This is a genomic window from Litorilituus sediminis (assembly GCF_004295665.1).
GTDB classification, from domain to species: Bacteria; Pseudomonadota; Gammaproteobacteria; order Enterobacterales; family Alteromonadaceae; genus Colwellia; species Colwellia sediminis.
This window is the reverse complement of sequence record NZ_CP034759.1, coordinates 1,421,529-1,436,292: the sequence shown is the minus strand read 5'-3', so window position 1 is coordinate 1,436,292 and position 14,764 is coordinate 1,421,529. Positions and strand designations below refer to the sequence as shown.

The 14,764-nt window shown below is 40.7% G+C and carries 14 protein-coding genes; 3 read left to right on the top strand and 11 right to left on the bottom strand.

Annotated features, from left to right (window positions below):
• Nucleotides 1-140 precede the first annotated feature (140 nt).
• From EMK97_RS06445 to EMK97_RS06435, 3 genes are all read left to right on the top strand, one after another.
• Nucleotides 141-1,271: an S-(hydroxymethyl)glutathione dehydrogenase/class III alcohol dehydrogenase gene (locus tag EMK97_RS06445; RefSeq protein WP_130600508.1), complete on the top strand. Its 1,131-nt coding sequence runs from the start codon at nt 141-143 to the stop codon at nt 1,269-1,271.
• 41 nt (nt 1,272-1,312) lie between these two features.
• Nucleotides 1,313-2,149, top strand: a complete 837-nt coding sequence (gene fghA, locus EMK97_RS06440; protein ID WP_130600506.1) for an S-formylglutathione hydrolase — start codon at nt 1,313-1,315, stop codon at nt 2,147-2,149.
• A gap of 98 nt (nt 2,150-2,247) precedes the next feature.
• A complete protein-coding gene (locus tag EMK97_RS06435; RefSeq protein WP_130600504.1) occupies nt 2,248-2,631 on the top strand; it encodes a response regulator in 384 nt (127 codons plus the stop codon).
• 11 nt (nt 2,632-2,642) lie between these two features.
• Here the strand turns inward: EMK97_RS06435 and EMK97_RS06430 are convergent, their stop codons facing one another.
• The 11 genes from EMK97_RS06430 to EMK97_RS06380 form a co-directional block, all read right to left on the bottom strand.
• Nucleotides 2,643-3,869 carry an EAL domain-containing response regulator gene (locus EMK97_RS06430; RefSeq protein ID WP_130600502.1) on the bottom strand — a complete coding sequence of 409 codons (1,227 nt, stop codon included), beginning with the start codon at nt 3,867-3,869 and terminating at the stop codon, nt 2,643-2,645.
• Nucleotides 3,870-3,898: 29 nt separating this feature from the next.
• Nucleotides 3,899-4,948 (bottom strand): protein-glutamate methylesterase/protein-glutamine glutaminase, encoded by a 1,050-nt coding sequence (locus tag EMK97_RS06425; protein WP_130600500.1) that lies wholly within the window; start codon nt 4,946-4,948, stop codon nt 3,899-3,901.
• Nucleotides 4,938-5,438, bottom strand: coding sequence for a chemotaxis protein CheD (locus EMK97_RS06420; protein WP_130600498.1), 501 nt, complete (start codon nt 5,436-5,438; stop codon nt 4,938-4,940). The genes EMK97_RS06425 and EMK97_RS06420 overlap by 11 nt, the downstream gene beginning before the upstream one ends.
• On the bottom strand, nt 5,435-6,286 hold the full coding sequence (locus tag EMK97_RS06415; RefSeq protein WP_211342276.1) for a CheR family methyltransferase: 852 nt from the start codon (nt 6,284-6,286) through the stop codon (nt 5,435-5,437). The genes EMK97_RS06420 and EMK97_RS06415 overlap by 4 nt, the downstream gene beginning before the upstream one ends.
• A gap of 6 nt (nt 6,287-6,292) precedes the next feature.
• Nucleotides 6,293-7,981: a methyl-accepting chemotaxis protein gene (locus EMK97_RS06410; RefSeq protein ID WP_211342275.1), complete on the bottom strand. Its 1,689-nt coding sequence runs from the start codon at nt 7,979-7,981 to the stop codon at nt 6,293-6,295.
• Between the two features lie 36 nt (nt 7,982-8,017).
• Nucleotides 8,018-8,545, bottom strand: a complete 528-nt coding sequence (locus EMK97_RS06405; protein WP_130600496.1) for a chemotaxis protein CheW — start codon at nt 8,543-8,545, stop codon at nt 8,018-8,020.
• Between the two features lie 9 nt (nt 8,546-8,554).
• On the bottom strand, nt 8,555-10,768 hold the full coding sequence (locus EMK97_RS06400; RefSeq protein WP_130600494.1) for a chemotaxis protein CheA: 2,214 nt from the start codon (nt 10,766-10,768) through the stop codon (nt 8,555-8,557).
• Nucleotides 10,765-11,088 carry an STAS domain-containing protein gene (locus EMK97_RS06395; RefSeq protein ID WP_130600492.1) on the bottom strand — a complete coding sequence of 108 codons (324 nt, stop codon included), beginning with the start codon at nt 11,086-11,088 and terminating at the stop codon, nt 10,765-10,767. The genes EMK97_RS06400 and EMK97_RS06395 overlap by 4 nt, the downstream gene beginning before the upstream one ends.
• Nucleotides 11,089-11,107: 19 nt before the next feature.
• A complete protein-coding gene (locus tag EMK97_RS06390; RefSeq protein ID WP_130600490.1) occupies nt 11,108-11,470 on the bottom strand; it encodes a response regulator in 363 nt (120 codons plus the stop codon).
• 23 nt (nt 11,471-11,493) lie between these two features.
• On the bottom strand, nt 11,494-12,675 hold the full coding sequence (locus EMK97_RS06385; RefSeq protein WP_211342274.1) for a methyl-accepting chemotaxis protein: 1,182 nt from the start codon (nt 12,673-12,675) through the stop codon (nt 11,494-11,496).
• Between the two features lie 171 nt (nt 12,676-12,846).
• Complete coding sequence (locus EMK97_RS06380) at nt 12,847-14,730, bottom strand: TonB-dependent receptor domain-containing protein (protein WP_130600486.1); 1,884 nt, start codon at nt 14,728-14,730, stop codon at nt 12,847-12,849.
• Nucleotides 14,731-14,764 lie beyond the last annotated feature (34 nt).

The window sequence follows — 14,764 nt, the reverse complement described above, 5'->3', positions numbered from 1 at the left end:
GTAAATAAATATAATGTACAGCATAGTTTGTTTAGTTAGTTATGAGAGCTGGGTTTACATCCAAGCGCTTTGTTTTGAACTAAGCTTATAAATATTTTTGTTGAACCTGATGTTGGGTTCGCTAATGAAAGGAAAAAATAATGTCAGAGCAATTTATAAAATCTAAAGCGGCAGTGGCTTGGCAAGCTGGTCAGCCACTTTCAATTGAAGAAGTGGATGTTATGCTGCCCAAAAAAGGGGAAGTATTAGTTAAAATCGTTGCTTCTGGTGTCTGTCATACCGATGCCTTCACACTATCTGGTGAAGATCCAGAAGGCATTTTCCCGTGTATTTTAGGTCACGAGGGGGGCGGTATAGTTGAGCAAGTAGGCGAAGGAGTGACCAGTGTTAGCGTTGGCGATCACGTTATTCCACTGTATACGCCTGAGTGCGGTGAATGTAAGTTCTGTTTATCGGGTAAAACCAACTTATGTCAGAAAATACGTGAAACGCAAGGTAAAGGCCTAATGCCTGATGGCACAACACGTTTTTATAAAGATGGTGAGCCAATTTATCATTACATGGGCTGCTCAACTTTTTCTGAATACACAGTTTTACCTGAAATTTCACTAGCTAAAGTAAGTAAAGATGCACCACTTGAAGAAGTGTGTTTGCTAGGTTGTGGGGTAACCACAGGTATGGGCGCGGTGATGAATACGGCAAAAGTTGAAGAAGGGGCAAGTGTTGCTATTTTTGGCTTAGGCGGTATTGGTTTATCCGCTGTGATTGGCGCGACTATGGCAAAAGCTTCTAGAATTATTGTCATTGATATTAATGAGTCAAAGTTTGAGCTGGCTAAAAAACTTGGGGCAACTGATTGCATTAACCCGAAAGATTATGACAAGCCAATTCAAGACGTGATTGTTGAATTAACTGACGGCGGTGTTGACTATTCATTTGAATGTATCGGTAATGTTGATGTAATGCGCTCAGCACTTGAGTGTTGCCATAAGGGTTGGGGCGAGTCAGTTATTATTGGTGTAGCCGGCGCAGGCCAAGAAATATCAACCAGACCTTTTCAGTTAGTAACGGGTAGAGTATGGCGTGGCACTGCCTTTGGCGGCGTTAAAGGGCGTTCAGAGCTACCAGATTATGTTCAGCGTTATTTAGATGGTGAGTTTCGTTTAGATGACTTTATTACCCACACTATGGCACTTAGTGGTGTTAATGAAGCGTTTGACCTAATGCATGAAGGTAAGAGTATTCGTAGCGTTATCCACTTTGATAAATAACCATGGATTTGCCACCTTTTACAAGGTGGCTAAAGGGCATAATGATGTTAGAAAATATTAGTGTAAATAAAAGCTTTGCTGGCTGGCATAAACAATATAGCCATGCATCTAAAGTATTAAACTGTACTATGCGCTTTGCTATTTATTTGCCGCCTCTGGCAAGTGAGCAAAATAAAGTGCCGGTACTTTACTGGTTATCAGGTCTTACTTGTACTGATGAGAACTTTATGCAAAAAGCTGGCGCGCAAAAGTTGGCCTCTGAGTTGGGTATAGCCATTGTTTGTCCAGATACAAGCCCTCGTGGTCAAGAGGTTGCTGATGATGATGGTTATGACTTAGGCCAAGGGGCAGGCTTTTACGTTAATGCCACACAAGCGCCGTGGCAAATACATTATCAAATGTATGACTATGTCGTAAAAGAGTTACCTGAATTAATTCAAGCTAACTTTCCTGTCAGTGAGCTAAAAAGTATTTCAGGTCACTCTATGGGCGGGCATGGCGCGTTAATGATAGCGTTAAAGAATCCTAGTGCTTATCAGTCTGTATCGGCATTTAGTCCGATCAGCAATCCGATAAATTGTCCTTGGGGCAAGAAAGCCTTTACGGCCTATTTAGGGGAAGATAAAAGCCTTTGGCAGCACTATGATACTTGTGAGCTGATGAAAAAAGCGCAAAGCTTTATGCCTGCACTTATCGAGCAAGGAGCAGATGATCAGTTTTTAACTGAGCAGCTTAAGATAGAAGCATTACAGGCTGTAGTTGATGCCAAGGACTTTGATGTCGAGATTAACTACCAAGCAGGCTATGATCACAGCTACTACTTTATTGCCAGCTTTATTGACAAGCACTTAGACTTTCATGCCAAGCATTTAACTTGAGAATAAGTAATTTACTAAAAGGCTGTCTTTGTCTGGTGAACGGCTCATTCTTGTCTATAATTTTTAGATGTCTCTTTTAATCAAAAGGATTTGGGCTGATGAAAATACTTGTAGTAGATGATATGTTGTCAATGCGTGGAGTTATGCTGCATATGTTAGCTAGCCTAGGTTATAGAGATGCCGATGAAGCCGATAACGGTTTAGTCGCATTAAAAATGCTTAGAGATAAGCATTATGATTTACTTATCACTGATTTACATATGCCTAATCTTGATGGCAAGCAATTACTGACTAAGATTAGACAAGATGAAAAGTTAAAGCACCTACCTGTTTTGATGGCCTCATGTGAAGATGATAGAAAAATAGTAATGTCGCTTATTGCTGAGCAGGTAAGCGGCTTTATGGTAAAACCTTTCAATATTGAGACGCTAAAGAAGCAACTGTTTTTACTCGCTAAAGCTAAACAATCATTAGCTAGCTAACGAGCTAGTTTCTACTCACTGCTATTTTGAAATTGTCTTTTTTTCAGGGCTTTACGGATATTGGCTAAATCATTCTTTAACCATAAGGTTAGGTTATCGGCGGTCATAGGTTTGGCAAAGTAATAGCCTTGCACGAGATCACCTCCTAGCTCTGAAACCAATTTAAAGTCGTCATAATTTTCTACGCCCTCGGCAACGGTTGTTAAGCCAATATCTTTGGCTAAATTAACCGTGCTTTTTAAAATGGTAAGCTGCTGTGGGCGAGTGGCAACGTTATCAACTAAAATCCTATCGAGCTTCAGCTCTGTTGCTGGTACGCGAGATAATTGCTGAGCATTGGCAAACCCAGTGCCATAGTCATCAATGGCTAGTTTAAAGCCTTTTAACCTAAGTTTTGCTAAGGTTTCAATAGCGGTTGATAGTTCTCCACAGATAGCATGTTCAGTCACTTCTAAGACAATATCTTTTGGATCAATGTTGTAATGGTTTACTTGCTTGGCGATATTGTTGGCAAGATCGCTATCAGCGAGAGAAAGCGGAGAAAGATTAAAGGCTAAGTGAAAATTAACACCGTGTTCTCGCCAAGCAACTTTTTGCTTTAGTGCGATATCAAATAGATAGTGAGTCAGCTCTGAAATGATATTGAATTCTTCTGCTGCTGTTATAAATTCAACAGGAGAGACAAAGCCTAATTTTGGGTGAGTCCATCTTGCTAGTGCTTCAACACCTTTTAACAGTAAGCCCTTACAGGTTAACTTGGGTTGATAATATAAAGTAATTTGCTGCTCATTTATTCCTGAAACTAAATCATCTTTACATAATCGGTTATAGAGCGCTTTACTTTCTTTTTGGCTGACCTGTGAAGAAAGCCTTTTAAGGCTTGCTTTGAGATCTACTTCTTTTATTGGTTTTTGAAAGGTTCCAAGTACTTGTAAGCCATCTGACTCTGCCATAGTGCCAATACTTGAAATAAGCGAAGGATCTTTAGAGCTTAATATAATGACAGCATTGACGAGCTTTTCTTTAGCAATTTTTCTTGCAAGCTCAACACCGTCCATAACCGGCATCTCAAGATCAATGAAAACTAAATCAAAATGTTCCTGAGTTAGCTTCTCGACGGCATCTTCACCATTTATGGCGCCAGTTACTTGCGATAAGCCTTGTGCTTTACACATGTTCATGACATGGCTACGTTGCACATTGCTATCATCAACGACTAAGATCTTTAAAGATTCCATACAGTATTCCGTATTACACTACTTAAAATTTATTTTATTAATGCTGCAATTTCACTTAGGTCTACTATGTTATCAGCAGCCCCTAGTTTGATTGCTTCTTTGGGCATGCCAAAAACTACACTGGAGCTTTCGTTTTGCGCCAAGGTTTTACTACCCGCTTTTTTCATGGCTAATAGCCCTTGAGCACCATCATTGCCCATACCTGTCATTATTACGCCAATAGCATTTTGATTAGCGTGTTTGGCGACAGAGTAAAATAGAACATCTACCGATGGCCGATGCCTATTTACCGTTGGTCCTTCAGATACTACCGCTATATATTGCGCACCAGAGCGCTTAATTTGCAAGTGCTTTCCTCCAGGAGCGATTAAAGCCCTGCCTGGTATAATTCGATCGCCAGAGCTTGCTTCTAAAACCTCTAATTCACATATAGAGTTTAGCCTATCCGCAAACGCTTTAGTAAATTTCTCCGGCATGTGCTGAACAATGGCTAAACCCGGACAGGTTCTAGGTAAGGCGGTAAGTACTTTTTCAAGCGCAATAGTGCCGCCAGTAGAGCAGCCAATGGCAATGACACGATCTGTGGTGTGCGATATTTCAGTCAAGTCTATAAGCTCACTTGCCTTAATTTTTTGCTCAATAGCTAGTGTTTGCTCAGAAGATCTTGCTAATGGCATATTAACGACTTTAGCTGCTGCTCTAACGACCGATTTAATGTCATTGCCGGCCTCTTCTAGAAAACCTTTTAACCCTATTTGTGGCTTAGTGATAATATCAAAAGCGCCTGCTGCTAATGCGTTAAGTGATAATTGTGCCCCTTTTTCGGCTAACGATGAGCATATGATAATGGGGGTGGGGCGTTCTTGCATTATACGTTTAAGAAAGGTTATACCGTCCATTCGAGGCATTTCAATATCGAGAATGATGACGTCAGGCCATTGTTTTTGCATTTTGCTGTAGGCAAAAACGGGATCATTGGCTACCTCGTAGACAGTCATATCATCAGAGGAGTTGATGATTTGAGTCAGTACTTGTCTAACAACGGCCGAATCATCGACAACCATAACATTAATGGTCATGATGATGGCCTTGCTGATATTGTTGTAAGCATACGTTACCTGTGCTTAAGTCAAAAAAAAGAGAGCGAGATTGTTTGCCTAAAATATCTTGCTGAGTAAAGTTTAAATTATGCTGTTTAGCCCAATGTTTCGCGTAGGCAACATTGTTTTCTCCAACGGTGGGAGAAGTATTGCTGGCATACATGTTTGCACCACCGAACAGGCGTAATTCATACTCATGGACAGGGGCATGGTCAGACATTTTCATATATAAAAAGTGTAGCGCATCTTCTCCGTAGCGATAATTCGTTGTTTTTGTATCAGTTGTTTTGTGTTTGTTGGCAATAAGGAAATGACATAAGCCGCCAAATTTATTTGGATGCCAGATAGTAATGGCAACGCAAGAGCCTAAAATAGTCTTAACCTGCAGCGCTTTATCAGAAAAGATCACCTCACCAGGCGATAGTAAAATCGTACTACTGTGAGTTTTTGCCAGTATGTTTTTGCTCATAGACACCTAGCTTGTAGTCGATAGATGGCAGGCTGAATTAACTCAAATTTATGCTCTAGCCCGTGTAAGGTTTCTGAGTGACTGATAAATAAGTAGCCATTGACTGACAGACGTTTGCTTATGGCGTTTATAATGGCTTGTCTGGTTTCGTCCTCAAAGTAAATCATAACATTGCGAATAAAAATAACGTCAAATTGTCCCAGGCCTTCCATGGGGTCGAGCAGGTTAAAGCAGAAAAAGTTAATACGTTGTCGCAAGGCAGGTTTAACTCGAATGTAACCTTGGTATTCATCAATGCCTTTACAACAAAAAGACTCTTTATAATGTTGTGGTAATAATTTTGCTCGCTCGTTTTGATAAATGCCTTTTTTAGCATGGTTTATCACCGATTTATTGACATCAGAAGCACACAAAGACCAAGGGGCTTGGTAGTGCTGACTAAGTAACATGGCAATACTATAGGCTTCTTCGCCAGTTGAGCTGGCGGCACTCCACACTTTGAACGCTTTATTTGGGTTAAGTTGTGGCAGGATATGCTTTTCTAAAAAATCAAAATGCTGTGGCTCTCTGAAAAAAAAGGTTTCATTGGTGGTAATAAGCTCTAGTGCTAATTCAAGCTCAGCACTGTTTTCTGGCGAATTGATGTAACGGTAATAATGACTAAAACTTGCTATATTGGTTTTGGCAAGGCGCTTGGCTAGTCTATGCCCTAGCATAAGCCTTTTTTGTTTGCTCAGATAAATACCTAGCTTTTTTTGTACCAAGCGCTGAAATAAGATAAATACTTCTTCGCTTGGCATGGCTTGAAAACTTTCTGAGACAATATTTCCTGACATATTTTTCGCCATAGTTACCTAATTAAAGTCAACAAACTTATCGTCATCACTATCTCTGCCAGCACCATTGGGCGTGCGCTGAATATTCTGCGCCGTTTCTTGGCTGTTACTGTTTTGCACTTCGTTGCGATTACTCATCCTAGTAGCAGCGCTATTGGGCTCAGAAGCTGTTACGGTATCAAATTGAAAGTAATTAACAGACTCTTGTAATTGAACTGCTTGAAAATTCATTTCTTCTGAGGTGGCACTTAGCTCTTCTGATGCAGCAGCATTGTGCTGCATCGTTTGGTTAACTTGAGCTATCGCTTCATTTATTTGGTGCACCCCAGTAGCTTGCTCTGAAGAGGCGGCCGCGATTTCTTGTACTAAATCGGCAGTTTTGTTAATTGATGGCACCATTTCTTGTAGTGAGCGGCCGGCCTTATCAGCTCGTTTGACACTGTCTTTTGCTAATTCGCCAATTTCTTGGGCGGCAACTTGACTGCGCTCTGCTAGTTTTCTTACTTCTGAGGCAACCACAGCAAAGCCTTTGCCGTGATCGCCTGCTCTACCAGCTTCAATCGCAGCGTTAAGCGCTAGCAGATTGGTTTGATAGGCAATATCATCAATGACGCCAATTTTTTCGGCTATTTTTTGCATGGCATCTACGGTTTCTGATACCGCAATGCCGCCTAAGGTAGCTTCTTTTGCAGCTTGTTGCGCCATACCGTCAGTAATACCAGCATTTTCATTGTTTTGGGAGATTGAAGCTGACATTTGCTCCATAGACGCGGATGTTTCTTCAACACTGGCTGCTTGCACTGAGGCGCCTTTGGCTATGGTTTGCGCGGTAGAGTTGACTTGTGTTGAAGCTGAGGCTAGCGCTTGGGATGAGGCTCTGACTTCTTGAATAATTGCTGCTAACTGATTCTTCATATTGCTAATACTAAATAAAAGTGAGCGCTTATCATTTGCTGCTAAATTAATATCTATACTGAGATTACCATTAGCGACTTGATTACAAACCTGTGCGGCATAACGAGGATCACCACCGAGGGTTTTAAATAGATCGTTAAATATGAATATCATTAGGGCGAGAATAATAACGCCTTGAATAACTGAAAAACTAATCAGCGTCGTTTTATTTTTAACGTATTCTATCTGCATCGTTTGACGAGCGTTTATAAGAATTTGCTTAAAGGCTTCTTCGGCGTGAAGCGCGAGTGCTGTCATCGCTTTGCTCGCAGGACGGTCGATACCGCTGACATTTTTATCGACCATTTTGCCTGTTAATTGATTATTGGCGTCAAAGTTGGCAATGGCACTGAGATAGCTTTTTCTTAGGGCTTGATGCAAGTCTTTTACTTGTTTGAGCTCATCAGTATTATGATTGAGTTGTTGAGATTGTTTGATAGCGCTTGATAGTAGTTGCTGTACTGTATCGGAAGATTGTTTAAAGCGGTTTAAGTACTTTTCAAACTGCTTGGCATCATTACCGCGAATAAGGACATTCTTCCATTCTTGTACTTGTATTTTAAAGTGAACATGGGCATTACTGACATCGGTTAAGATGTTTACATTTTGCTCAACTAGCTGGAAATTGTTGTTGGTATTTCGGTGAAAGTTAGATAATTCATTAAGAGACTCAAGGCTTAATAATATCAGTGCCAAGGTGACCAGCAGCCCTAGAAATAAAACCTTTGCTTTTAAGCTTATTTTATCAAGCATTATCCTTTCCTCGTTAGATGTATTTAGAAAATCAAGTTATTGTGCATCATTTTGTTCTAGCTCAGCTTCAACTAAGTGAGCTAACTCTATTGGCGATAGCGTTTTTTCTGCATCGAGTAAGACAATGAAGTCTTCAGCGCTTTTGGCTATACCTAAAATAAATTCTGAGCGTATTTTCGCGCCAAAAGCCGGTGCGTCTTCGATATCGCTTGCAGGAAGTTCAATCACTTCATTAACGGAATCAGCAAGCAGACCTAATATGCAATGTTGTTCAAAGGAGTGTAACTCGACAACAATGACACAAGTGCGTTTATGAATGGTGATAGGCTCTCTGCCAAGGCGAACACTTAAGTCGATAACGGGAACAACTTCGCCACGAAGGTTAATTACGCCACAGAGAAATTGCGGCATTAACGGCACTTGGGTAATACCTGCATACTCAATTATCTCGCGAGTTTGGTGTAACTCCATACCAAAGTGCTCATCAGCTATTGTGAAGGTGAGAAACTGCCGGATAACTTCCTTTGAGTGCTCAGTTAAACCTTGTTCGTTATCTTGTGTCATTAGCTTACCTTAGTAGTTTTTACTCATGTTATTTTGCCCATCACGCTTTATGGCTAACTCAATTAGTTGTGGCACATCTAAAATAAATGCGATTTCACCATTACCGAGCAAGCTTGAACCGCCAATGCCTTTAAGTGAATGAAAAATAGGGCCTAATGGTTTTACTACGGTTTGTATTTCGCCGTTTAGTTTTTCAACGGCAATACCTGCGATGTCATTGCCAAATTGCACTATCACTAATTCAGTTCTTATTTTTTTATCTGCTTGCTGTCCGTTACTGATAGTTTTTGTTGGTTTGAGATTAAATATTTCACTGATATTTAAGTAAGGGATCATTTCACCACGCAGGTTAATGCAATGTTTACTATCAATGTCTTGGTGAGAAGTTAAGTCAATGCACTCTATGATGGTTGCTTGAGGGATAATAAAATGGGTATGGTGTGACTCAACATGAAAGCCATCAATAATGGCTAAGGTCAGTGGTAAGCGAATAATAAATTGCGTGCCCAGCCCTTGATTAGATTGAATTTCAATATTGCCCTGCAAGGCTTCAACATTACGTTTAACCACATCCATGCCAACCCCTCTGCCAGAAAGGTTAGTGATTTGTTGTGCTGTGGAAAACCCAGGATGAAAGATTAAATGAAATAGCTCTTGATCTGAAAGTTTGCCATCTGATGCTACTATGCCTTTTGCTATCGCTTTTTCTAATACCTTGTCTTTGTTAATGCCTTTACCATCGTCACTGATGGAAATAACCACATGGCCGGCATCGTGATAAGCGGATAAGGTTAATTGGCCTTTGGTAGTTTTGTTGGTTGCAGCGCGTTCTTCAATTGATTCTAGGCCGTGATCCATAGCATTTCGCACTATGTGGGTAAGTGGATCGGCTAGTTTTTCCACCATGACACGATCTAATTCAGTTTCTGAGCCTGTAATGGTTAGTTCTATATTTTTATTTAACTCTTGTGCTGTGTCGCGCACTAAGCGTTTAAAGCGCTGGAATGTTGCGCCAATAGGGATCATACGTAGTTTTAGCGCAGCATCTCTGATTTGCTCAGTGAAATCTTCAAAGTCATCAACGGCTTCAATAAGCGGTGAACTTTTGGTTTTGCCTGCAAGTAAGTCAATTCGTTGCTGGTTAATAACCAGCTCACCAATTAAATTAATCAGATGATCAAGGCGATTAGAGTCAATGCGAATTTGTTTTCCGGCATTTGCATTTGTCTGAGTTTGTTTTTGCTTTGTTAACGCGGCAGCAATTACTTTCTCTGGCACGAGATTGTTTTGGCTAAGTACTTCGCCAAGCTTACTACTTGGCGCATTGTTTGAACTTATGTCCTGGTTAGTTTGTTGCTGCTCATTTAAAGCCTGTTCTAAAGAGTGTCGGGTTAACGAGCCGCATTTGACTAGAATATCACCTAGTTGTTGGTTTTCTTCCGGTAGCGAGTCAATTAAAGCAAGGTAATCATCAATTTTTGCATCGGGTGGCAATATGGTGATGTCAGAGTCGTCCTTAACAAACATAAAGGTGTTTTCAATGGCTTCTAGGTCAGCATTTGATTGCAAGGCGATTTCATAAGCAAAATATAAGGTTTCACTATCGAAGTCTTCTGCATTAGGAAAGTTCTCTGTAATAGTTTCTATGTGTTTGATTTCACCTAATGTTTCTAGAAACTTAATAAAAGATAATGGATCCATACCATTTCTTAGACAATCCTCAGAAAGTCTTAATGAAATGTGCCAACAGTTATTATCGTTTGAGCTCTCTTGTATGCTTTGACTTGTTTCATCTTGCTCTGAAGTTTGCTCTGTGGGTAATTCGCTGGTGTTGGTATCAGTCCAAGGCGCTAGTTTTGTGATTAACTCTTGGCTTTGCGCCTGTAATTCTGGGTTTTGCTGAAAGTCATCAAGGCTAGTGTTGACTAAGGTTTTTATATGATCTTGACAGAGAAATAGCACATTGAGCAGGTCATTATCAAAAACAATATTATTGTCTCTAGCCTTATCTAAAATGTTTTCAACAACATGGGTAAAATTAACAATATGCTCTAGTGCAAAAATGCCTGCTGAGCCTTTTATGGTATGCGCTGAACGAAAAATGTCATTTAATAACTCTGGCGATGGTTCAGCTTCTTCTATTTGCAGCAGAATATTTTCCATCGCTTCGAGATGTTCGTGCGCTTCAATATAAAAGGTTTCAATGGCTGCATCTAAGCTCATTTCGCCTCCTCAAGCGGAGTTGGATCAAAATAACGTTCTAATTGAAAGGTTTTACTGTACTGAGCTAAGGCTGAGCTGATGGAGTCTATTTGATAGGGGCTTTGTTGTTGTTTTGCCGCTTTAATTAACATGATGAGTATTTGCACCCCAGCAGTATCAATGTCGGATAATTTAGCGAGTTTTAAGGTTAATGATTGTTGTATTTTTAGTGGCTTTATATGTTGTTGGTAAAACTCCATTGCACAGTAAATATCAAGTTCACCCGCTATGGTGACTTCAGTCACTTTATTTCGTTTTTGCACTACTTTACAGCTTGCCATATATCACCTTAACCCCAAGCTAAGTTAGCATTTGTACGGCTTGTAGCATTTGCTCGGGCTTAAAGGGTTTAACCATCCAAGCTTTTGCGCCAACGGCTTTACCTTGCTGTTTCATATCGTCGGAGGCTTCTGTAGTTAGCATGATAATGGGTGTGAATTTATAATTAGGCATTTGCTTTATTGCTTTAACCATATCGATACCGCCCATATTGGGCATATTTACGTCTGAAACAATTAAATGCACTTTAGTGCCATCGAGTTTACTTAAGCCATCTTTACCATCGACCGCCTCGATGACTTGATAGCCAGCGCCTTTTAGCGTGATAGCGACAACTTGCCTAATGCTGGCGGAATCGTCGACAATTAATATTGTTTTACTCATGAATTAGCATCCATTGATTCAAGTTAGAAAAAAGTAATGTCATTATCGGTTTTAGCTTTTGCATTTTCATCACCCTCGTGACGAGCAACTTGCTCTAGGGTGGTATATGTTTGTTTTATATTATCTAGCCACTGCTGAGTATCAATTGGTGCGATGTTTTCACCTTGTATTGATGCTTGATAACTCGCTTGATAGCTGGGTGCTAATTTATTGATATCATCACTAATATGCCCCAATATTTGGCTGACTCTGTCTTGAAACTGTAGTGACACTAAAATATCGTCGATGGCTAATTGTACTGCGGCGTTTTCTTGTTCTAGTTGATTTGCCCCTTCAATAATTTTTTCGCCAGAGTCTGAATAGTGCGCAACCACTTGTTTGATGGTGTCTTCTGCTGAAGCAATCAAGGCGCTGTCTTGCTCGGTAAACTCTTGCGTTTTAGTTAAGGTGCTTTGTAAGCTGGCGTTAACTTGCTCAATGGTTTGCGTAATGCGAGCGCCTGTTTCACCCGAGCGACTTGATAAGGTTCTCACTTCATCAGCGACTACGGCAAAGCCTCGGCCTGCTTCACCTGCTCGTGCTGCTTCAATAGCCGCATTGAGTGCTAATAAATTGGTTTGTGACGCTATGCCTGCCACTTCATCACCCATTTGCGACAATTCTTCAGCAATGCTAGAAAGCTTGTTAATTTCAGATAATATTTGATCTCGACCTTGCATGGCATTGTGTAGCGACTGAATAATTTGATTGAGTTCTCGCTCTGATTCAGAAATCACTTGGGTTAAGCCGGTATTGCCACTCATATCACCTGAGGTTTCTTTCGATGTTTGTATGGCTAGGGCGAGCTGTTCTTTTATTTGGGCAAAGTCATTGGCGAGTTGATTGACGTTTTCGTTACCTTGACTGCGAGCAAGCTCTGTTTGTCCGGCCCACACGGCAAAGACTTGATGAGCAAGATTTAAGTACTCTTGAATCACTGCTTGGTTATCTGATGGCTTAAGCTGGTGTACCTGTTGGTTTTGCTCTTGATAAAGGTGTTGTAATTGTTGATTAAAGTGGTAGCACGCATAGCCTGACATGAGAAAAATAAGGCCAATGCTTGAGGTGATGGCAAGATTATTAGCGTTATCAAAAAGCGCGATTACTGCTGAGGTAATTAACGCGCTAAAGCTGACAACAAGGTGTTTTCTTGTTTTTACAAGCATTGTCATTCTCGTATTTTTGTTATCAATGATAGGTATGAGGTGTGAGAAACAGCTCTATTTGAGCGTAGACAATGAATTGAAATTAAACAAGAATAGCGGAGTATTTCTCTTTAAAAAATACAAAGCCAATGCGTAATTGCATTGGCTTTTGTATAGAGAGTTGGGTGTTGGTTAAAACTTATAGTCTAAGGTAACGCTGTAACCTCTTTCTGCGCCTGGGTATTCTTTTGCTTGTTGGTAATTTTTATCTGTGACGTTTGTGATTTTAGCTAAGATAAAAATATTGTCGTTTAAGCGGTAATTTACCCCTAAATCAAGCAAGGTATAGGCCTTTAACGCTTTTGTTTGGGCACTAGGTTTGTCATAGCGACTGCCTTGGTGATTGATATCAAAGGTAAAGTCAAGTTGTCCAAGCGTATAAACAAAGTTGTAGTTGGCAGAGAAGTGTGGACGTCTTGCTAACTGTTTACCTGACTTTTTATCTTCAGCATCTATATGACTCAGGGTGAGTCGATTACTGGTATTAAAAATATCCGCAGTAAATGTTGCTTCTGCGCCAAGAATTTCTGCTTGATCAACATTTGTCGGCTGCCACGGGCTGTATGGATCATCTGGATCAATTGGCGCCCATTCAATCAGGTTATCAATATTGCTTTGATAGATAGCGATTTCAGCAGAAAATACATCGTGCTGGTAACGAGTAAGCAACTCAGTGGTGTCTGAGGTTTCTGCAACAAGATTCGGGTTACCTTGCCACGGGTAGTATAAATCGTTAAAGCTAGGGGCTTTAAATGCGCTACCATGACTTAAAGAAAATAGCAGCTGGTCATTTACTGTATAGCCTGCCGCCAATTGGTAGGTTATTTCGCTGTCAATGTCACCGACTTTGTCATAGCGTACAGAGCCTTCTAATTTCAGGTTATCGATACCGTGACGAGCCGTTGCAAAAAATGCACTGGCATTGCGTTCATCTTCATCGTAGTTATTCGTACTATCAATTGATTCATTGTACCACTCTGCGCCTAATGTCAGTTCAGACGATTGTGCCAAGGGTAGCTGTGCTAATGCGCTAATTTGATTTCTGTCAGTAGTAAATAAGATATCAGGGGCGATAATGCCGTTGTCATCGTTGTATTTGCTGTAGTTATCTTCTCTGCTGTCTTGCGATGTGCTTAGGCCAAGTTGTAAGTAAACTTGATTTAGCTGAACATGATTACGCAATAACAAATGATAGTTCTCATAGTCAACTTCATCACCGCTATATTGAGTGTTAGCATCAATTTCTGTGCTACCTTGATCAAACTGACCATTGAGCTCCAACTCATAGACTTCACCAAAGTTACTGCTACCGTTTAATGCGATAGATTGTCTATCATAGCCATCATCATCAGGTTGATTGACGGCATAAATATTCCCGACATCAGGTACGATAACATCATAGCCATCAGACTGCTCAACCAGAGCACTGACAGTGTAACTATGCTGCTCATTGCCAAAGCCAAATGCACCATAACCTTGGTATAAACTATTGTTTCCTGCTTTAAAGCCAAGTTGACCTTCACCTGCGCTAAGTTCTCGGGTAAAAATTTGTACTACGCCGCCTACGGCATCAGAGCCCCACAGCGCTGCGCGTGGACCACGGATCACTTCAACACGCTCAACTAGTTGCACTGGGATATCAGCAATACTTTTTACCCCTAAGGTGGCAGAGCCAACACGCACGCCATTGACTAAAACCAGTATATGATCTGAGTTAGTACCGCGAACAAAGACTGACGATTGATGTGCGGAAGTGCCTTGTGTAGTCACGTTGATACCGGCAACACGTGTTAATAAATCACTCACAGAAAGCGGTTGAATTTGTTCAATATTATCGCGAGTAAAAATATCAACGGCGGCAAGTGTGTCAAACTTTTCTTGAACACTTCTATTGGCCGTAACTAGGATGGTTTCATCCGCTTTTTTAATATTGGTCGAATTTTTAACTGGCGCGGATAAGGCAACAGCAGGGTAAAGTAAGCTTGCAACTTGCAAGGCAATAACAGTTTTTTTCATGGTTTCCTCAACTATAAGCACCCACCGTACTTAC

What these genes read in the sequence shown, in the direction of transcription:
- EMK97_RS06390 (WP_130600490.1), bottom strand. Translation starts at nt 11,470, where the DNA reads ATGAGTAAAACAATATTAATTGTCGACGATTCCGCCAGCATTAGGCAA.
- EMK97_RS06400 (WP_130600494.1), bottom strand. Translation starts at nt 10,768, where the DNA reads ATGAGCTTAGATGCAGCCATTGAAACCTTTTATATTGAAGCGCACGAA.
- EMK97_RS06380 (WP_130600486.1), bottom strand. Translation starts at nt 14,730, where the DNA reads ATGAAAAAAACTGTTATTGCCTTGCAAGTTGCAAGCTTACTTTACCCT.
- fghA (WP_130600506.1), top strand. Translation starts at nt 1,313, where the DNA reads ATGATGTTAGAAAATATTAGTGTAAATAAAAGCTTTGCTGGCTGGCAT.
- EMK97_RS06395 (WP_130600492.1), bottom strand. Translation starts at nt 11,088, where the DNA reads ATGGCAAGCTGTAAAGTAGTGCAAAAACGAAATAAAGTGACTGAAGTC.
- EMK97_RS06420 (WP_130600498.1), bottom strand. Translation starts at nt 5,438, where the DNA reads ATGAGCAAAAACATACTGGCAAAAACTCACAGTAGTACGATTTTACTA.
- EMK97_RS06385 (WP_211342274.1), bottom strand. Translation starts at nt 12,675, where the DNA reads ATGCTTGTAAAAACAAGAAAACACCTTGTTGTCAGCTTTAGCGCGTTA.
- EMK97_RS06445 (WP_130600508.1), top strand. Translation starts at nt 141, where the DNA reads ATGTCAGAGCAATTTATAAAATCTAAAGCGGCAGTGGCTTGGCAAGCT.
- EMK97_RS06405 (WP_130600496.1), bottom strand. Translation starts at nt 8,545, where the DNA reads ATGACACAAGATAACGAACAAGGTTTAACTGAGCACTCAAAGGAAGTT.
- EMK97_RS06415 (WP_211342276.1), bottom strand. Translation starts at nt 6,286, where the DNA reads ATGGCGAAAAATATGTCAGGAAATATTGTCTCAGAAAGTTTTCAAGCC.
- EMK97_RS06435 (WP_130600504.1), top strand. Translation starts at nt 2,248, where the DNA reads ATGAAAATACTTGTAGTAGATGATATGTTGTCAATGCGTGGAGTTATG.
- EMK97_RS06425 (WP_130600500.1), bottom strand. Translation starts at nt 4,948, where the DNA reads ATGACCATTAATGTTATGGTTGTCGATGATTCGGCCGTTGTTAGACAA.
- EMK97_RS06410 (WP_211342275.1), bottom strand. Translation starts at nt 7,981, where the DNA reads ATGCTTGATAAAATAAGCTTAAAAGCAAAGGTTTTATTTCTAGGGCTG.
- EMK97_RS06430 (WP_130600502.1), bottom strand. Translation starts at nt 3,869, where the DNA reads ATGGAATCTTTAAAGATCTTAGTCGTTGATGATAGCAATGTGCAACGT.